Consider the following 17,974-nt stretch of genomic DNA (forward strand, 5'->3'; position numbering starts at 1 on the left):
GGGAGGAATGGGTGAAAAGTGTCTAAAGTGGTTTTGCAACATGTAACCAAAAAATTTGACGTAATAAAAGCGGTTGATTCCCTTCAGCTTGAGGTGGAAGAAGGAGCATTCTTTACCTTACTTGGACCGTCTGGTTGTGGAAAAACGACAACGTTGCGTATGATCGCAGGGTTCGTACAGCCGGACGAAGGCGAGATTTGGATCGGTCATGAACGGGTCACGTATATGGCACCTGAAAAACGGAAGGTTGGAATGGTATTTCAAAATTATGCACTTTTTCCTCATATGAATGTCTATGAGAACGTTGCTTATGGATTGAAATTAAGAAAGCACACGAAACAGGAAATCCGACAGCGCGTTCAAAAGTATTTACGTATGGTAGAGTTGGAAGGTTATGAGAATCGGAGAATTTCCGAACTCTCCGGCGGGCAGCAGCAACGGGTCGCATTGGCCCGTTCGCTCGCTTTGGAGCCACGAGTCCTCCTTTTAGATGAACCTTTGTCCAACTTGGATGCGAAGTTGAGGGAAACGATGAGGGCTGAATTGAAAACGTTGCAAAAAGAACTTGGTATCACGACCATCTATGTGACACACGATCAGACGGAAGCATTAACCATGTCAGATGTGATCGCGGTTTTCCATAAGGGGGTATGTCAACAGGTTGGTTCGCCCAGGGAGCTCTACGATAAGCCCGTTAACGCGTTTGTTGCGGGGTTTATCGGTGAGACGAACTTGTTTCCTGTTCAAAAGGATGATGGAGGGTATACAATAGAAAACCGCATTCATTTAAAGGTGAATAATGCTCACAAGGGAGCATATGCATCGATTCGCCCCACTTCTATCGTTCTTTCCAAAGATGCACGCCAGGTTCCAAATGAATGGGAGGGCGTTATCAAGTGGGAACAATTTTATGGGAGCCATATGACTTTTATCGTGGACGTGAAAGGGATTCAGTTCAAAGTTCAGAAGCCGCACACCACGGGTTATGATGACGGTCTGGAAATAGGTCGGACGATTTTTTTATCTGTTGATCCCACTGCGATTCTCCTTGTGCCGGAGAATTAGGGAGGAGGCAAATGGAAGGTGTCTATGAGAAGAAAATTTGTCGTTTATCTTTCCTTATTACCTATTCTGTGGGTATTGGTGGGATTTATTCTATATCCGACACTTAGCACGATTAAAACCAGTTTAATTGTTGAGAATGGTTTCGATTTGGGTAATTACTTTCAGTTCTTCACTTATACGAAGAATATGGAGGCCTTTGTAAATACCATTGTTTTGGGTTTGGCTACCGTTATTGTTTGTGGTTTGATTGGTACGGCTTTGGCTTTTTTCGTTCATGGGTTTCAATTTCCGGGGAAAAAAATATTGGATATATTTTTACTAACGCCGATTATGCTTCCCGGTGTAGTGGCGACGCTTGTTTTTATGCAATTGTACGGAGAAAGCGGATTGGTAACGAAAAGCATTCAATTTTTATTTCATCTGCAAGAACCGCCTTTTATTTTACGGGGATTTTGGGGAATTTTGTTCATTCATGCTTACACTCAGTATATTTTCTTTTATGTTAATGTTTCAGCCGCTCTGAAACGAATCGATCTCTCTCTTATTGAGGCGGCAAAAAATATGGGAGCCGGTAATCTGAAGGTTTTTCTGAATGTGGTGCTTCCCCTTTTGACACCAGCAATCGTCGCATCTTCGATATTGACATTCATGACGGCTGTAGGCTCTTTTGCTGCACCGGCATTGCTCGGAGATTCGTACCGCGTCATGAGCGTTCAGATCTTGATGTCGAAAGTGAATAATTACTTTGGGCTGGCTGCCGTACAGGGGATTATGTTATCTTTAATCTCCGTCCTCTTTTTAATGGTGTTGCGTTGGTATGAAACGAAGAAAGATTACAGTTTGTCTCCAAAAGGATTCGTGATAGGGACCCTGCCCATTCGAAAACCGTGGTTAAAAGGATTGTTTATCGGTATTTCCATTCTGCTTATAGCGACGATCGCTCTTCCTATATTTACATTGGTATTGCTATCTTTTGTTAAAAGAGGAACATGGATCGCAGATATCTTCCCCAAGCACTTCAACCTTAACAACTATATCCTTTTCTTTTCTGAGCCGGGGGTCGCTCAGCCGTTCATCAACAGCATCAATATGTCTGTGATTGCCACATCACTCGCCGTTTTGGTCGGAAGCATCAGCTCATACGTAATTGTCAAGACAAAGCTAAAGATCCGCTGGTTGATTGAGTTACTGGTCATGTTGCCTTGGGCATTGCCTGCAAGTACGGTTGCTATTAATATGATCAATGGATTTAACGTTCCAAATCCGTTCTCTTTGAACATGGTATTGGTTGGTACGTACTGGATTTTGCCGCTTACCTACTTTGTTGGAATGCTCCCATTAATTGTTCGGTCAACGAACGCTTCCCTTCTTCAGTTACATCCATCCTTGGAAGAAGCGTCGCGCAGTTTAGGAGCTTCTTGGGTAGAAACGTTTATACGTGTTGTTGTACCGATTATACTACCGGGCATATTGGCAGGGGCGTTGCTCGGATTTGTCGGCGCGTTTGGGGATTATACCAGTTCCGCATTGATGTACACGGTTCATAATGTGCCTATATCCGTAGAGATGATCAATACAATGTACGACTTCGATATCGGGTTATCTATGACCTATGGTGTAATCCAGGTCGTAATTACAATGGTGATCATTATGCTTTTCCAAAATATTGGCAGATTTGGAGAATTCAAATTCTGATGTTATGTGGGGGTGAACCCGTTGAAGAAAGGGTATCATATTCCTCTTTTCTGGCAGGAGAAGGAGATTCGCAGTATGGGCGAAATCTTGTTGGGGATGGGCTATTACGAAGCGGTCGAAATCAAATACCCTTTTCATTTGCATGATTTCGATCCGTCTTCTTATGTTGCGGGTATTCGCGGGCTAGTTGAGGATTTTCGCCCGGAGGTGACGATGCATATACCAACCAATTTAGATATCGGTCACGTTAACACGTTGATCCGTAGCGAAATAATCGATGAAATTAAGCGAGCAATTGAGTTTGCCGCCCAGTTGAAGGCCACTGTGTTACCTATTCATCCCGGTACGATTGGAATGATGGATATTCCGTCGGAAGGATCATCGGTGGAAAAAAGGCACCTTATCGAAACGAGTGAGATACGAAAGTCCAAGGCTCGATCCCTTACAGTTGAAGCGCTTATGGAACTGTCGGATTTGATTGCCACATACTCCCCTATGATGAAGCTGGCAGTAGAAAACGTACTCCTTCCATCGGAAGTGGTCTACACTGCGAGTCAATTGGATGGGATTCTTCAGGCGGTTGGACGTCCCAATGTGGGGGCGCTTTTTGATAGCGGACATGCATACCGCAATGGTATACGCCCAGATGATTTCGTCAGAGCCCTTTTGTCCGATATCATTCATGTGCATATAAACGACAATGATGGTACTTGCGATTTACACTTAAGTATCGGAAAGGGTATGATTGATTTTCGTTCATTGTTTAAGGCCTTAAAAGAAAAGGGGTATTGTGGGATTATCGTTGTGGAAACAAGCTTTCAACGCTTTGAAGAACTCATAGAAGATTCGAGAAAAATAGATCTATTTTGGAATTCATAAATAACCCCGGGATTGCATGTTAACCAACTTCATTCGGAGGGTCTAAGTCTTGCCTATGGTCGTTTATTTTACATTTGAAATCGATCTTTTTTCCCTGTTTGTTTGAATGTAAAAAGGTTGGGTTTTTCCTAAAAATAAGTTACATTATAATAAAACACAAATCTTGAGGTGAATTATGCCTACTTTGAAGGATATCGCGGATAAGGCGGGCGTTTCCGTTGCCACGGTATCAAGGGTGTTAAGTGGTAACGAAACGTATTCCTTCGCTCCGGAGACTGTGGAACGAATCTTACAATTGGCGGACGAATTAGGATATCGTCCTCCTCGTAATCGGAAAACGATAATCAATCGCCCGCGCTTCGCCATGATCATGTGGTATCGGGAGGAAGAAGAACATCTCTATACTTATTATAGTGAAATACGTTTAGGCGCTGAGAAAAAATGTCGAAATGAGCATGTTGAGTTTCAAAAATATTATACAGTGGAATCTTTCTTACAAGGCCATCAGCCGAATTTATACGATGGAGTAATTGCAATTGGAAAATTTTCGGACTTAGAAGTGGTTCGTTTGGCAGAAAAAGCGGAACGGCTCGTGTTCGTAGATTCCTCGCCCGCCCCTCTTTTGTATGATAGTGTAATGGTAGATTTTTTTTCCGCCGTTTCGGATGTAATCAATTACTTGCTGAATAGAGGGCTACGGAAAATTGGTTTTATAGGAAAGAACGAATACGTGGGGAAGAACAAAGATCGCATTCCCGATCTTCGTAAAGAAAGCTTTTGCCTTTTGACCAAATATCATGGGATTTATGACGAGTCGTTGATTTTCATCACAGATGAACCGACACCTTCTTCCGGATATGAGGTGGCAAATCGGCTGATGGGTAAACCCATACCGGACGCATTTATCGTTTTTTCCGATACGGTGGCGCTGGGTGTATTGAGTGCTTTTCAGGAGGCAGGAATCCGCGTTCCGGAAGATGTTTCTATATTTAGTTTTGATGATCTGCCGATGGCGAGGTTCACTTATCCTTCATTGTCTACGGTCAAAATCTACACTGAGTATATGGGAGGGGCTGCTGTCGAGTTATTAATGGAGCAATTAAAGGAGCGACGTGAGCTCCCCAAGAAAGTGATTATTCCCCATAAGTTAATGATCCGTAAGAGTAGTCGTTAGAAAGATTAGACCCCACATTGCACGTAAAGAAAAAAGTATAAGATCTTGTACTTTGAAGGTGGAACTGAAGAAGAAATATTGGAGGGATTATTTCCTGTGCGGGAATCTGATCGCATCTGCAATATTGAGTAAAACGGGATATATTTAAGGAGTATTATTCCATTTTTAGGAATAGGATGCTTAGCAGTCGCATCATTTCGTTCTCTGACTCCAGTACACATTCGGCAATAAAGTCCAAAATGGCCGATCATCACGATGGCTTTCTCCTCGAGTAAGCCTATATTCTCTTGTCGTAAAATTGGCGGAATCACGCCGTTCAAATACCCATCCTGTATGAGGGCTGTATTCATTAACAGTCGAGCAATTCTTCCGTTTCCATCGATAAAGATATGGACTCAACTTTCGCAGTGCGTAAATTAGGTAAAACCCAGACAACGACTTCATTTTAAGCTAAAAAATTTATCTCTTGACAGAAAAGCACCTTTCCAATTTGGTAAAATGGAAGTAACGAACTGACCATCATTCCAAACAGAAAGGTGCATAGCAATATGTTACTACACAACTCTCCGTCTGAACAGTATAAGCAGCAACTTTCCTCTGTTTTTTCACATCTTAAAGTGGGCGAACTTTTGCGAAAGGCCGGTATCCGCAAGGCCTCTGGCATTTCCAGTTTTGCTGTTTTTCAAATCATCTTTCTGCTGGTCTTCCAAGGACGCAATCTATTTCGGTTACTAGGAAGCGGGAGAACGGAATCTCTCCCCGGAAAAGATGTGGTTTATCGATTCCTTAATGAAACCCGTTTTAACTGGAGACGCTTTTTGCAATCCTTAAGTCTTAGGATTGTATCTGGCTTTGAGAAACTCATCTCCTCCCATCGCATCCGCGTTTTTATCATCGATGACTCTGTCTTGCGCCGGGAACGGAGCAAAAAGGTAGAACTGTTGGCAAAAGTCTTTGATCATGTTTCGGGACATTTCGTTCGGGGATATAACCTATTAACGCTGGGCTGGTCTGATGGGTATAGTTTTGCGCCGATCGATTTTACCTTGATGAGTTCTGCAAAAGCTTCAAACCGCCTTATGGAAATGCGTGAGGACTTAGACAAGCGCTCCAGTGGCTATAAGCGGCGGAAAGAAGCCGTGATGCACAAACCGGATGCGGCTATACAAATGCTTGACCGAGCACTCAAAGCCGGATTTACAGCGGACTACGTACTCATGGACAGTTGGTTTACCCACGAACCTCTTCTTCAGGAGATCATGAGCAAAGGTCTTCACGTCATTGGAATGGTTAAAGCGCTTAAACAGCGGTATATATTCAAAGGGAAGAAAGTAGGTTTGCATGAACTTTTTGAGATGATTCCTAAAAATCCAAAAGCAGAGATTCAAGGCTCTGTTATGGTTAAGACGCCTCAAGGCTTATCGCTTAAGATCGTCTTCGTCCAGAATCGGAACAACCGGAGAGAATGGCTCGCGATTTTGACAACAGACCTCTCCCTAGAGAATGCTGAAATCGTAAGGATTTATGGCATGCGCTGGAGCATTGAGACTTTCTTTAAAATGGCAAAATCGTATTTGAAATTAGGTTCTGAATTCCAAGGCCGCTCTTTTGACCTGATGATAAGCCATACAACCATTGTTTTTTCCCGTTATCTCGTTCTTGAGTGGGAACGAAGGCAAAATACAGATGAGCGATCCTTCGGAGGGATGTTTTATCTTTTTGCTGATGAAGTAACGAATATAGACTTAAAAACGGCATTACGTCAGTTAATGGCTTTTGTTCAAGAGTTGCTCAAGAATCAACCGAAGGAAAGCACCGCTCTGCTATGTCAATTACAGAAGTGGATTAGCGAATTGCCCGGTTATATCAAGCGTTTATTCGTAATTCCGGGGTGCGAAAGTTGAGATATGGATAAATATAAATTTTTTATAGAGTTGAGCTCAAACTCGACCTAATGGTGCTTATCTCGATCCTTTGCTGCCCATTCAAATAATCGATCAATTTCTTCCTGAATCTTTTCAACTTCGGTAACGGCATACTTGGATCCGGTAATGATTACAGGACGATTGCGGTATCGGCGGGCTTCTTTCGGGTCGATATCTTTGTAAAATATACGGTACATGGTTAGGACATCCGCCTCGGTGATCCGTCTGTTTCTAACCTAGGTGAACATGAAATCGTATGCTTGTGCATGTCCAAGGGCTTCAAAAGTGTTCCGAAGCGGTTTTCCTCCAACCGTTAACCCATCCTCAAGAAGGATTTTGGTTTCACTTTCAGTGAGGGTGTTGCCTTCGATGGCAGTGCTTTATCATGTGAGCCAGATACGATAATAGGATTTAATTTCCTTCAGGAGCTCCTCTTCAAACGGGCGTTGAACATCAGGGATTTCAGACGGTTTATTTTTCAAAAATCGTCTGCGTTTTTTTTAAACAAATCTTATTGGCTGATCATCGTCCATATTGAAACTCAATCCTACTATCAGAGAATCCAATCGCTGCTGCGCTTCTCAGTAAAATGGGGTATACTGAAGAAGAGAATGAAGGACTTATTCCGTAAGTGAACCAATAATTGCGGTAGATGGTGTATCTGTGCGTTATTTTTGCAGGAACACATCAAAGGAGAATCATAAGGAGAATAGTGATGCGTAGTGAAAAAGAGAAAATGTTAGCCGGTCAATTTTATTATGCGGGGGATGAAGAATTAGTAAAAGAAAGAGAGTATGCAAGAAATTTGCTCTTTGAGTTTAACCACACGAGACCAAGTGAAAAAGAGAAACGTATGGAAATCCTTAAGCAATTAATTATTGCAAAAGGTTCTTTTTATATTGAAGCCCCCTTTTATTGTGATTATGGATACAATATTATCGTTGGGGATAACTTTTATGCTAATTTTGGTTGTACTATCCTTGATGTGAATAAGGTTACGATTGGGGATCATGTACTTTTAGGTCCCAATGTTCAAATATATACCGCTACTCACCCTATTGATCCCGTGGAACGGCTTACCGGTAAAGAATTTTCTAAACCCATTTTTATAGGGAATAATGTTTGGATTGGCGGCGGAACCATAATCTGTCCAGGCGTGAAGATTGGTGACCATGTCACCATTGGTGCTGGAAGTGTTGTTACCAAAGATATCCCAGATCATGTAGTTGCTGTAGGAAATCCTTGCAAGGTGATCAGAGAGATATAAAGGAATTGAAAAGGTGCTGGAAGTAACTTTGGATACCACCCATGCAGGGACTCCATCTACCATGGGAACCAATTGGACGTTTTGAATCGTGAGGTGATTCAAATGGCTAGGACATTCCCAGTAATTGTTGAACAGGACGAAAGCGGGTATTTTATCGTGTTGAAAGGAGGCGAACGGAGAGTTGACCTTCTGGTAGAAACGACGATCCAGGGGGTCGATCGGCTCCGGGAAAATACAGAATTACCGCTAGAGAAGATTGAAGAATTGAAAAAGTCGTTAGAAAGGACATAAACAACGAAGGAAATTATGTCTTTGATCGCATATTTTTGATTGCATATTTTTGATCGCATAGAAAAAGTTAAGATAAATTGCCGTGGATCTCTCCTCGTTTAATCTGGGCGATGCTGTTATCTTCGTTCATAAAGAGCAGAATGGGTTGGTGCTCACGGGCTTCTTTTTCCTCCATGAGAGCATAGGAGATGATGATGATCGTATCCCCGGGTTGAACGAGACGGGCGGCGGCTCCGTTAAGGCAGATGATCCCGGAGTGAGGCGGGCCCGGGATTACATAGGTTTCAAAACGGGCGCCGTTGTTGTTGTTGACGATCTGTACTTGTTCATTTTCCAGAATATCGGCGGCTTCCATTAAATCTTTGGCGATGGTGACCGATCCGACGTAGTTCAGATTGGCCTCCGTTACTTTGGCGCGGTGTATTTTTGATTTCATCATGGTTCGGAACATCTTCGTTCACCTCTTACCATTCTGTCTGATAGGAGCATCTTACACCCCCTGTTTTGACGGGGGTGTTTATTGCATATAATGTAAGTTCTGAGCAATTTCTCCTTCTTAGGCTCCTCCATGTTCTCCTTCGTGTTTATGCATGTAGTGTAAATTTTGTGAGGGTTCCAAGAGAATGTTATCGATGAGACGGGTGGTCCCGAAACGGACAGCGACCGCTAGGATGGCGGGGTCAGTCACCTTGGTTACCTCATCAAGCGTCTTAAGGTGAACAAGGCGTACATATTCAATTTTCGCAGAGGGAGATTGTTCAATCTGCTCTTTTACCAGGTGAACCAAGGTATTTCCATCGATCTCTCCGTTTAAAAAAGCTTTCTCCGCTCGACGCAGCGCCTTATAGAGGATGGGGGCTTCTCGCCTTTCCGCCGGAGAGAGATACACGTTGCGGGAGCTCATGGCTAATCCGTCTTCTTCGCGAATGATGGGGCAGCGGACCACCTTGATGGGGAAGTTGAGATCGGTTACCATCTGTTCGATAATCCGTACCTGCTGAATATCTTTTTGGCCGAAAAAGGCTTCATCCGGCTCGATGATGTGAAAGAGTTTTGAGACGACGGTGGCTACGCCGCGAAAGTGTCCGGGGCGGGTTAGGCCGCAGAGGGTGTCGGAGAGTTTCTCCACCGTTACATAGGTCAGGGATTTTTCCGGATACATCTCTTCGACCGAGGGGGCGAAGATGGCGTCTACCCCCGCTTCATCGGCTAATTTCTCATCCCGCTTCAGATCGCGGGGATAGCGGGCGTAATCCTCATTGGGTCCAAACTGAAGGGGGTTTACGAAGATGCTAAGGACCACGTAGTTTCCTCTCTCCTTCGCTTGACGGATCAGGGAGAGGTGCCCTTCGTGGAGGTATCCCATGGTGGGGACGAGCCCGATTTGTCTTCCTTTTTTCTTCTCTTCGTTTATATGATGACGGATCTCCCGGATGGTGGTAAAAATCATGCGTTTTCCATCTCCTTTAGCAATCGTTGCCATTCTTCTTTTTTCATGGTGTAAGTCTGTTCTGGGGTGGGAAATTGCCCGTTCCGAACCTCATTTGCGAATGCCCGGATTCCTTCCACCATGATGCGGTTTACGTCTGCATATCTTTTCACGAATTTGGCGACATGTCCTTGATGGATGCCAAGTAGATCGTGCATGACCAAGACTTGCCCGTCACAACCTGGTCCCGCTCCGATGCCGATGGTAGGGATGGATAAACGGCTTGTGATCCAGGCGGCCAGTTCGCCGGGTACAGACTCCAGAACGAGAGCAAAACATCCTGCTTCTTCGAGACGAAGGGCATCGTCGATGATCCGTTTTGCTCCCTCGGCTTCGCGTCCTTGAACTTTAAATCCCCCAAGGAGGTTAACGGATTGGGGCGTTAAACCGAGGTGTCCCATCACGGGGATTTGGGCTTCTACCAATTGACGGATGGTAGGGATTCTCTCTCTGCCCCCCTCTAGTTTTACCGCATCTGCCCCCCCTTCTTGCAGGAGGCGGCCTGCATTTCGGATCGCTTCGGCAACGGTGACGTGGTAGGATAGAAAGGGCATGTCGGTGACGATCATCGTCTCTTTTGCCCCTCGGCGAACGGCTTTGGTATGATGGATCATATCCTCCATCGTAACAGGCAACGTGGTCTCATATCCTAAGACGACCATGCCCAGGGAATCGCCCACGAGGATTACATCTACCCCGGCTTCTTCGGCTGCCTTAGCCCCCGGATAATCGTATGCGGTGATCATGACAATGTGTTCCGCTTCTTTTTTCATTTGTTGTAAGGATGAAGTGGTTGCCTTTTGTCTTGTCATTGGGTGCCGCCCCTTCCCTTCTTTTTTCTCTCTTATTACCCAGGACAGACGGAGAGCGTTTGGTGTTGAACGGCAGAACTCCCGACGGCGGAAATGCTCCTAGATTCCTAAGGCATTAGCCGAGTGGAGTCTCTCGTGGAGTTCACGTCAGAAGTTTAGAATAAAAATGGAGGGATGAACCGAACATTCTAAACGGAATTATATCAAATGTTCGTCGGAATAGGAATGAGATCGTTGCACTAGAGATCGAAGCCTGCGGCCTGTATAGTGTATTATGGAAAGGATTAAAAACTCGAAGGGAGAAAGCACCGATTTTGGCCGTAACTTGGTAGAACAATTTATGAGTGAGTGTCGGAAAGGAAGGTACGATGGATAGGACAAACAGACAAGAGATCAGTCCCGCCTACGATCCGTGGGAATCGATCCATCACCGCATCGCGCATGGACGGGATCTGCTCACCAGCGTGGAATTTACCGTCACACATCAGTGTAACTTGCGCTGTGAGCATTGTGCGGTGGGGGAGGATTTACTTGTGGGAGAGCCGGATGGGAGAATTCCTCTTCACCTCTTGTTGGAGAGGCTTGATGAAATAGAGCATCTTGAGACGATCAGCATCACCGGAGGGGAACCTCTGTTTAATCATGAGATGGTTAGGGATTATGTGGTTCCTTTACTGCGGTATGCCCATAACCGGGGTGCGAAGACGCAGCTGAATTCGAACCTGACGCTTGCGTTGGATCGGTATGAGGAGATTCTTCCCTTTCTAGATGTGATGCACATTTCGTTTAATTATGTCTCTGCCGAAGATTTTTATCGGATTACCTTTGCCCGGATGCCCCATAAAGTTTCTTATTCCCAGGCGGAAAAAATCTTTCATCGGCTTGTGGAGAATACTCGCAAGTTGGCGGATATGGGGGTTTTCGTGTCGGCCGAGTCGATGATCAGTATTCGGACGAAGGAGAAGATTTGCGAGATTCACAGGTGGGTCTATGAGATGGGGTGCCGAAGGCATGAGGTTCACCCCTTGTATCCCAGCGATTTCGCGAGGGATATGCCTCTGTTATCTTTGGAGGAATTAAGGGATGCGTATCATAGACTGCTCGATGCTCATATTCCCAACCTGTGGATCTTGTTCGGCACTTTGCCCTTTTATCCCTGCAGTGGGATTGATGAGGATCTCCAATTGATCAAGAGGATTCATCGGACGCCTCATGTGACGGTTAGGAACGACCCGGATGGGCATATTCGCTTAAATGTGAATGTTTTTTCCGGGGATGTGATTGTGACCGATTTTGGTGATGTGGGTCCTCTGGGGAATGTAAAGGAGGACCGCCTGGAGGACTGCCTTCTTCGCTGGCAGTCGCATGAACTCTTTCGCCCGTATCGTTGTTTCTGTCCCCAGTCCCGTTGCAATGGACCTAGTCTGTTGGTGGCAAAGACCTATTATCCGGATGTAGATTTTTCCGTGAGGAAAGGAATCTCGATTTCTTCCGATTAAACCGATTCACGCATGATTAAACTCATAGAGAAAAAACACTCTCTTCTTCACCTTGCTTTTCATTCCTTCTGTGGTCGGGAGGGGGAGATTTTGCTCGCACCCCTGGATGTTCATTTTGATCAAGAGAACATCGTACGGCCGGACCTCATTTACATCAGACTCGAACGTATGGAGATCATCCGGGACGGTTATGTATTTGGCGTGCCGGACCTTGTGATGGAAATCATGTCGGAAAGCACGGGAAAAAGGGGTAAGACGATTAAAAAGTTATACGAACGTTTCGGCGTGAAGGAATACTGGGTGGTCGATCCTGTGTATCGCCTTGTGGAGCCATTTATGCTGGACAATGGCCGCTATTTGTTGGAGGCCATTTTGACCGAACAGGATAGACGAACAATTTGGGCATCCACAAGTTTGACTTGATCCGTTTTCTTCTGGAGGAGGATGTGGCGGAGGTATCCGCCTTTCGGGGAACGTTGGATAAGAAATATCCGGATGGGTCTCCTGTGAATGTGAGCGATAATATGGTGGCCATTCTGCGGATGAAATCGGGAGTGTTAGGAACGGCCACCTTTAGTTGGACCTATTATGGAAATGAGGAGAACGGTACCATCCTCTACGGGGATGAGGGGGTGATGCGCATCTATGAAGATCCGGTCTACTCGATTCGCATCGAGAAGCGAAACGGCGAGAGGATCGATTATAAAGTGGATGCCATCCAGACGAATGACAATCAGACGAAGAGCGGGGTAATCGACGCCTTCGTGGAGAGCGTCTTAAGCGGAACCCCTTCTCCGGTGACGGGGGAGGACGGGCTGAAGGCGCTCCAAATCGTCCTCGCCGCCATCGAATCCGCCGATACGGGGAGACACGTGGTTCTTTGAATCATAAAATCGATAGTCTCTACTTACCATGCTCCCGTTTGCGTCTAGTTTGTCCCATTGGCAATCTAGACGCATTTGTGTTCCTTGTATTTTGATTGGAATTATGACAAAATAAGGTTACGAATGACGCGAGGCGGTTTCAATGCCTCAGATAGGACCGATTACTCATTTAAGAAACACTAATTAATTTCAGAATTATACATAAAAATGAAGAGCTTTATGACGCCTGTAATTATCTGGATATTTTTAGGATGAAGATCAGACGAAGGGCGGGAAGGTGATATGGTTTGAGCCATGACAAGACATCGAAAAGAGATAATAGCATCAAAGAACAGCAGGGCGATTACGAGATTTCCGAGCGTTATGAAATCATTAATGGTATTCGCTATGATTTCTTATCTTCTCCTAAATATGTTCACCAGAAATTGCTATCGAATTTGCACCTTGCTTTTCATTCCGCCTGTGGTAGTGAGGGGGAGATTTTGCTCGCACCCTTGGATGTTCATTTTGATGAAGAGAACATCGTACAGCCGGACCTCATTTACATCAGACGTGAACGTATGGAGATCATCCGGGATGGTTATATATTCGGCGTGCCGGATCTTGTAGTGGAAATCATGTCGGAAAGCACGGGAAAAAGGGATAAAACGATCAAAAAAAAGTTGTACGAACGGTTCGGCGTGAAGGAATATTGGGTGGTCGATCCGGTGTACCGCCTTGTGGAGCAATTTGTGCTGGACAACGGACGCTATCTGCTGGAGGCCATTTTGACCGAACAGGATAGATTAAATGCGCGGACGGTTCATTGTCTCACGCTAGATTTGAAGGAAATATTCCCGCAGGAAGATCAATAGATGCAAAAGATGGCACAAATGAAGTAATCTCCTGACTCGAAACTCCTGAATTTTGCCCATCAGCTAGGGATTTTTTTTTATGAGCGGATTTTTATTTCCAAAAGTTTTTTGAATGAGATGGGATGTAGTTCCAAAAAGGTGAATCTTATCGTCTACGGGTAGAACGAAGCGGTTTGGCGGAGAGATCGGACTGCGGCTTCGTGAAGAGAGGTGTGTGCATTCCAGACCAAATCTTCTCTTGACCGTCTCTTCGGGGTGGGATAGAATACATTGTAAATGAGAATCATATGAGAATCAAAATAGCATTCATCTCACTCAGACTAAAAAGAGGGACGATCACGATGAAATTCCTATCCAAGCTGATTCATGGCGGGATCTCGGAAGATCCCCATACCGGCGCGGTTAGCGTGCCCATCTATCAAGTATCTACATACAGGCAGGTCAGTCCGGGGGTCCATAAAGGCTACGAATACTCCCGCACGGGAAATCCCACCCGTGCCGCACTGGAGGCGCTCGCTGCCGATTTGGAAGAGGGGATTGCCGGATTTGCCTTCGCTTCAGGGATGGCGGCCATCTCTACGGTGTTGATGCTTTTTCGCGCCGGGGATCACCTCATTCTCTCCAGCGACGTCTATGGCGGAACCTATCGGGTGATGGAGCATGTCTTTACCCGCTTAGGGCTCAGCTATACCGCGGTCGATACATCCAAGTTGGAGGAGGTGAAGGCGGCCATCACCCCGCGAACGAGAGCGATTCTCATCGAGACACCGACCAATCCCTTGCTGCGTATCACGGATATTGCGGCGGTAAGCAGGTTGGCCAGGGAGCATGGGCTTCTTTCCATCGTGGATAATACGTTCATGACTCCTTATCTTCAGCAACCCCTGAAACTGGGCGCCGATCTCGTGGTTCACAGCGCCACCAAATATTTAGGAGGACACAGCGATTTGGTGGCGGGACTGGTGGTGGTAAGCAGGGAGGAATTCAAAGAGAGGATCCATTTCCTGCAGAATTCGGTGGGTGCTATCTTAGGGCCGCAGGATTCCTGGCTGCTCATGCGGGGGATTAAAACTTTAGGTGTGCGCATGGAGCGCCATGAGGAGAATGCAGGGAAGATCGCCGCTTTTCTACAGGGGCATCCGAAGGTGAAAAAGGTGTATTATCCCGGACTGTCCACCCATGAAGGTCATGAAATCATGAAACGGCAAGCCAGAGGTTTCGGCGCCATGCTCTCCTTCGAGGTGGAGTCGGCGGAGGCCGCCCAAAAGCTCCTCTCCCGCGTGAAACTGATTACCTTGGCCGAAAGTTTAGGAGGGGTGGAGAGCCTCATCTCACTGCCTGCGGCCATGACCCATGCTTCCATCCCTTTGGAAAAAAGGGAAGCGTTGGGCATTAGCGACCGGCTCGTCCGGCTCTCGGTGGGGATCGAAGATGTGGAAGATTTGATCGAAGAATTGGCTTATGCCTTAGACTAACGGTGGGAAGGAAGAGATTCGGATGAAGGTGATCCAGGATATCCGTGAATTGATCGGCAACACGCCGCTCCTGCAATTGAACCATATCGGCGTACCCTCTAAGGTTAAGCTGTATGCGAAGCTGGAATTCGTAAATCCCGGCGGCAGCGTGAAGGATCGCATCGGCATGGAGATGCTGAGGCGGGCGAGGGAAGAGGGGCAGATACGCCCCGGTTCGGTCATCATCGAACCGACGGCGGGAAATACCGGTTTGGGCTTAGCCATAGCCGCCCTCCATGAAGGATACCGCCTTCTTCTCATCGTACCGGAAAAATTTTCTCAGGAAAAACAGATCCTGATGAGAGCGTTGGGAGCGGAGATCATCCATGTTCCGGAGGAAGAGGGAATCGAGGGGGCGATCGCCAAGGCGGAAGAGCTTCACCGGCAGATCCCCGATTCCTATATCCCTAACCAATTTCGGAACTTGGCCAATGTAGAGGCGCATCGTAAGACCGGAGAGGAGATCTACCGGCAGCTCAATGGGAAGGTTGATTTTTTTGTAGCCGGAGCAGGATCGGGAGGGACCTTTACGGGAATCGTTTCTTATCTGAAGGAGCAGAATCCCGATTTGAGAGCCGTATTGGCCGACCCCTACGGGTCGACCCTCGGAGGGGGGGAGAGCGGTTCGTACCGGATCGAAGGGATTGGAAATCATTTTATTCCCGATGTATTTGATGCCGCTCTGGTGGACGAGGTGATCAAGGTTTCCGATGAAGAAGCTTTCGAATACGTAAAGCGGCTCGCCCGAGAGGAAGGGCTATTCGTCGGTTCCTCTTCCGGAGCCAATATGGCGGCTGCGGTTAGGCTGGCGGAACGGGAAGGGATTTCCGGCAATATGGTAACCGTTTTTTCCGACCGGAGCGAACGGTATTTCAGTAAAAACATTTATGGGTGAGGGAGGGGAGGATGATGCAGGATCCTGTTCGTTTCCAAGAGATTTTTAATCAGTGGGCAGAGACCTATGATGAATTCGTGTACAGTAACGAGGGGGAGTATGCAGAAGTTTTCCAAGGATATGACCGCATCCTGGAGAGGACGGTGGAACTTCTCGGGCAAAAGCCGGGAGATACGATTCTGGATATTGGCGCAGGGACGGGAAATCTGGCTTATGTCGCTTGGAAGAAGGGATATCGGGTGATTCCCATCGAACCGAACCAAGCGATGCGGGCAAAGGGAGAGAAGAAGTACCCTGAACTTCCTTTTCAAGATGGGAATTTTTTAGATCTTCCTTTCCCCGATGGGTCCGTTCAGGGAATCATCAGCAGTTATGCTTTTCATCATTTGACGGATGAAGAAAAGGGGGAGGCGATACTTCTCTTTCGCCGGCTCTTGTCCCACGGGGGAAGGGTGGTCATCGCCGATACCATGTACGAACGTGAAGAGGTGAAGGAGAGTCTGCTCAAGGAAGCAAGGGCCAAAGGGTTCAGGAATCTGGCGGAAGATTTGGAGCGGGAGTTTTACTCCACCCATGCGGTCCTTCGTTCTCTTTTCGAACAGGCGGGTTTCTCCGTATCTTTTGAGCCGATGAACCGCTTCGTATGGATATTGCAGGCGGAAAAAAGATGATCCCCATTTGCCTCCCAAATAGGCTTATTTCCCATACACCTTCTAGGCTCTCACACATAACGTGAAAAGAGAAAGCCTAAGGAGGTTATCGTGGTGTCTGACTCGGCATATCGTCAATCCGCTTCGTTTGAACACCGCTTTTGGTTACAGATATTGGGGGATCACAGCCGTTTTATTTTTCATTCCTTCTCTCCGAAGGAAGTCCATCTGGTTCAACGAGCCGGCCACTTGCTTCGAACATTTGATGCTTTATTGGAGGATGCCCGTCGGTCTCTTGCGGATGAAGAGCTGGTTTCTCTAAGCTGGAATAGTCTCCGCTCGGCCCAGGAACTAAGGGATTTTAAATTGGAACTGATCAAGCGTCATCTGGTAGGAAACGTATCGATCAACCTCCCGCCCACTTTTCTCAACCATATGGTGAATGAGCTTGAGGAATATCTGCGCATTCTTCGTGATTTAACCATTGGGGAGGTTCCCCGGGAGGTTCATCCTGTTCATCACCATTTGTTGTGGCTTTCCGATGCAGCAGGGCATTCCGCCACGATGACCGATCTCTTTGATCCCACGGAAAAAAACGTAAAGAAGAAGAGCGAGCAGTTTACTCAGCAGTTTGAGCATTTTTATTTAAAAGCGGTGGAACTGGCCGGGTATCTTCGTACTCATCTCGCCCATTTCCCGGCACTCAACCGTTTTAATCATGACGTGGAGCTGGAGATAAAACTCTTCCAAACCTTTTTGTCCGAGTTGGAAGAGTTGCGGTTAAACGATGAGGCGCTTGGGGTATTCGATCCGTTAATGGCCGATCATATGTTTAGGGAAGAGTGTTATTATTTGACGAAACTTTCTCAAAGCGCCCATGTGAAACAGCCCGTTTGCGATCCTGCGAAGCCAAGGGTGGAAACGGAGTAAGAACTCCAATATTTGTTTTTACAATGACGTGGATAACAATCCGTATTCTCATATCCATTCAGGATATGGGATTTTTTTGATCGGAGTGGGGATCTTTTCGCACGTTGCAGATGAAATGGATTGGAGAATGTTGAGCAAATGCGTGCTAATT

At 46.3% G+C, this 17,974-nt stretch carries 19 protein-coding genes; 15 read left to right on the forward strand and 4 right to left on the reverse strand.

Features of this window, described 5'->3' with window-relative positions; all coding sequences use genetic code 11:
- Nucleotides 1–18: 18 nt before the first annotated feature.
- The 5 genes from THEAE_RS0107700 (at nt 19) to THEAE_RS0107720 (ending at nt 6,717) form a co-directional block, all read left to right on the forward strand.
- Nucleotides 19–1,065, forward strand: coding sequence for an ABC transporter ATP-binding protein (locus THEAE_RS0107700; protein WP_028987069.1), 1,047 nt, complete (start codon nt 19–21; stop codon nt 1,063–1,065).
- 24 nt (nt 1,066–1,089) lie between these two features.
- Nucleotides 1,090–2,760, forward strand: coding sequence for an ABC transporter permease (locus THEAE_RS0107705; RefSeq protein ID WP_028987070.1), 1,671 nt, complete (start codon nt 1,090–1,092; stop codon nt 2,758–2,760).
- A 21-nt stretch (nt 2,761–2,781) separates the two neighbouring features.
- On the forward strand, nt 2,782–3,639 hold the full coding sequence (locus THEAE_RS21965) for a sugar phosphate isomerase/epimerase family protein (RefSeq protein ID WP_052329851.1): 858 nt from the start codon (nt 2,782–2,784) through the stop codon (nt 3,637–3,639).
- A 175-nt stretch (nt 3,640–3,814) separates the two neighbouring features.
- Nucleotides 3,815–4,813, forward strand: a complete 999-nt coding sequence (locus THEAE_RS0107715) for a LacI family DNA-binding transcriptional regulator (protein ID WP_028987071.1) — start codon at nt 3,815–3,817, stop codon at nt 4,811–4,813.
- A gap of 548 nt (nt 4,814–5,361) precedes the next feature.
- Nucleotides 5,362–6,717, forward strand: coding sequence for an IS4 family transposase (locus THEAE_RS0107720; protein ID WP_028987072.1), 1,356 nt, complete (start codon nt 5,362–5,364; stop codon nt 6,715–6,717).
- A gap of 47 nt (nt 6,718–6,764) precedes the next feature.
- Here THEAE_RS0107720 and THEAE_RS23400 read toward each other — a convergent pair whose 3' ends face one another.
- Entirely contained in the window at nt 6,765–6,935 is a 171-nt protein-coding gene (locus tag THEAE_RS23400; protein WP_211233491.1) for a hypothetical protein, read from the reverse strand.
- A gap of 518 nt (nt 6,936–7,453) precedes the next feature.
- Between THEAE_RS23400 and THEAE_RS0107735 the strand changes: the two genes are divergently transcribed.
- Together THEAE_RS0107735 and THEAE_RS0107740 are read left to right on the forward strand one after the other, a co-directional pair.
- Complete coding sequence (locus THEAE_RS0107735) at nt 7,454–8,005, forward strand: sugar O-acetyltransferase (RefSeq protein ID WP_028987073.1); 552 nt, start codon at nt 7,454–7,456, stop codon at nt 8,003–8,005.
- Nucleotides 8,006–8,107: 102 nt separating this feature from the next.
- The gene (locus THEAE_RS0107740; RefSeq protein ID WP_028987074.1) at nt 8,108–8,296 is read left to right on the forward strand and encodes a hypothetical protein; all 189 of its coding nucleotides are present in this window, start codon (nt 8,108–8,110) and stop codon (nt 8,294–8,296) included.
- 67 nt (nt 8,297–8,363) lie between these two features.
- On the opposite strand, the gene panD is transcribed toward THEAE_RS0107740, so the two are convergent.
- The 3 genes from panD to panB form a co-directional block, all read right to left on the reverse strand.
- Nucleotides 8,364–8,747: an aspartate 1-decarboxylase gene (panD, locus tag THEAE_RS0107745; protein WP_028987075.1), complete on the reverse strand. Its 384-nt coding sequence runs from the start codon at nt 8,745–8,747 to the stop codon at nt 8,364–8,366.
- 105 nt (nt 8,748–8,852) lie between these two features.
- Nucleotides 8,853–9,746, reverse strand: a complete 894-nt coding sequence (panC, locus tag THEAE_RS20380; protein ID WP_052329852.1) for a pantoate--beta-alanine ligase — start codon at nt 9,744–9,746, stop codon at nt 8,853–8,855.
- Complete coding sequence (panB, locus tag THEAE_RS0107755) at nt 9,743–10,597, reverse strand: 3-methyl-2-oxobutanoate hydroxymethyltransferase (RefSeq protein WP_028987076.1); 855 nt, start codon at nt 10,595–10,597, stop codon at nt 9,743–9,745. The genes panC and panB overlap by 4 nt, the downstream gene beginning before the upstream one ends.
- A gap of 368 nt (nt 10,598–10,965) precedes the next feature.
- On the opposite strand from panB, the gene yfkAB reads away from it, so the two are divergent.
- The 8 genes from yfkAB to THEAE_RS0107795 all read left to right on the forward strand — a co-directional run bounded on the left by yfkAB (nt 10,966) and on the right by THEAE_RS0107795 (nt 17,823).
- Entirely contained in the window at nt 10,966–12,096 is a 1,131-nt protein-coding gene (yfkAB, locus tag THEAE_RS0107760; protein WP_028987077.1) for a radical SAM/CxCxxxxC motif protein YfkAB, read from the forward strand.
- A 12-nt stretch (nt 12,097–12,108) separates the two neighbouring features.
- Entirely contained in the window at nt 12,109–12,519 is a 411-nt protein-coding gene (locus tag THEAE_RS21970) for a Uma2 family endonuclease (RefSeq protein ID WP_052329853.1), read from the forward strand.
- Nucleotides 12,495–12,980, forward strand: coding sequence for a Gfo/Idh/MocA family protein (locus tag THEAE_RS20390; protein WP_052329854.1), 486 nt, complete (start codon nt 12,495–12,497; stop codon nt 12,978–12,980). Before THEAE_RS21970 ends, THEAE_RS20390 begins: the two co-directional genes overlap by 25 nt.
- Before the next feature lie 287 nt (nt 12,981–13,267).
- Entirely contained in the window at nt 13,268–13,834 is a 567-nt protein-coding gene (locus THEAE_RS20395; RefSeq protein ID WP_052329855.1) for a Uma2 family endonuclease, read from the forward strand.
- Between the two features lie 341 nt (nt 13,835–14,175).
- Nucleotides 14,176–15,309: a bifunctional cystathionine gamma-lyase/homocysteine desulfhydrase gene (locus THEAE_RS0107780; protein ID WP_028987078.1), complete on the forward strand. Its 1,134-nt coding sequence runs from the start codon at nt 14,176–14,178 to the stop codon at nt 15,307–15,309.
- 22 nt (nt 15,310–15,331) lie between these two features.
- On the forward strand, nt 15,332–16,243 hold the full coding sequence (locus THEAE_RS0107785; RefSeq protein ID WP_028987079.1) for a PLP-dependent cysteine synthase family protein: 912 nt from the start codon (nt 15,332–15,334) through the stop codon (nt 16,241–16,243).
- Nucleotides 16,244–16,257: 14 nt separating this feature from the next.
- Nucleotides 16,258–16,914 carry a class I SAM-dependent methyltransferase gene (locus THEAE_RS0107790; RefSeq protein WP_028987080.1) on the forward strand — a complete coding sequence of 219 codons (657 nt, stop codon included), beginning with the start codon at nt 16,258–16,260 and terminating at the stop codon, nt 16,912–16,914.
- 93 nt (nt 16,915–17,007) lie between these two features.
- A complete protein-coding gene (locus tag THEAE_RS0107795; protein WP_028987081.1) occupies nt 17,008–17,823 on the forward strand; it encodes a DUF2935 domain-containing protein in 816 nt (271 codons plus the stop codon).
- The last annotated feature ends 151 nt before the right edge of the window (nt 17,824–17,974 follow it).

Origin of the sequence: Thermicanus aegyptius DSM 12793, assembly GCF_000510645.1 — a bacterium.
Taxonomy (GTDB): domain Bacteria; phylum Bacillota; class Bacilli; order Thermicanales; family Thermicanaceae; genus Thermicanus; species Thermicanus aegyptius.

Coding starts and splice junctions, on each gene's coding strand:
- THEAE_RS0107780 (WP_028987078.1), top strand. CDS start 14,176: ATGAAATTCCTATCCAAGCTGATTCATGGCGGGATCTCGGAAGATCCC.
- THEAE_RS0107715 (WP_028987071.1), top strand. CDS start 3,815: ATGCCTACTTTGAAGGATATCGCGGATAAGGCGGGCGTTTCCGTTGCC.
- panC (WP_052329852.1), bottom strand. CDS start 9,746: ATGATTTTTACCACCATCCGGGAGATCCGTCATCATATAAACGAAGAG.
- panB (WP_028987076.1), bottom strand. CDS start 10,597: ATGACAAGACAAAAGGCAACCACTTCATCCTTACAACAAATGAAAAAA.
- panD (WP_028987075.1), bottom strand. CDS start 8,747: ATGTTCCGAACCATGATGAAATCAAAAATACACCGCGCCAAAGTAACG.
- THEAE_RS0107720 (WP_028987072.1), top strand. CDS start 5,362: ATGTTACTACACAACTCTCCGTCTGAACAGTATAAGCAGCAACTTTCC.
- THEAE_RS0107705 (WP_028987070.1), top strand. CDS start 1,090: ATGAGAAGAAAATTTGTCGTTTATCTTTCCTTATTACCTATTCTGTGG.
- THEAE_RS0107790 (WP_028987080.1), top strand. CDS start 16,258: ATGCAGGATCCTGTTCGTTTCCAAGAGATTTTTAATCAGTGGGCAGAG.
- THEAE_RS0107740 (WP_028987074.1), top strand. CDS start 8,108: ATGGCTAGGACATTCCCAGTAATTGTTGAACAGGACGAAAGCGGGTAT.
- yfkAB (WP_028987077.1), top strand. CDS start 10,966: ATGGATAGGACAAACAGACAAGAGATCAGTCCCGCCTACGATCCGTGG.
- THEAE_RS0107785 (WP_028987079.1), top strand. CDS start 15,332: ATGAAGGTGATCCAGGATATCCGTGAATTGATCGGCAACACGCCGCTC.
- THEAE_RS0107735 (WP_028987073.1), top strand. CDS start 7,454: ATGCGTAGTGAAAAAGAGAAAATGTTAGCCGGTCAATTTTATTATGCG.
- THEAE_RS23400 (WP_211233491.1), bottom strand. CDS start 6,935: ATGTACCGTATATTTTACAAAGATATCGACCCGAAAGAAGCCCGCCGA.
- THEAE_RS21970 (WP_052329853.1), top strand. CDS start 12,109: ATGATTAAACTCATAGAGAAAAAACACTCTCTTCTTCACCTTGCTTTT.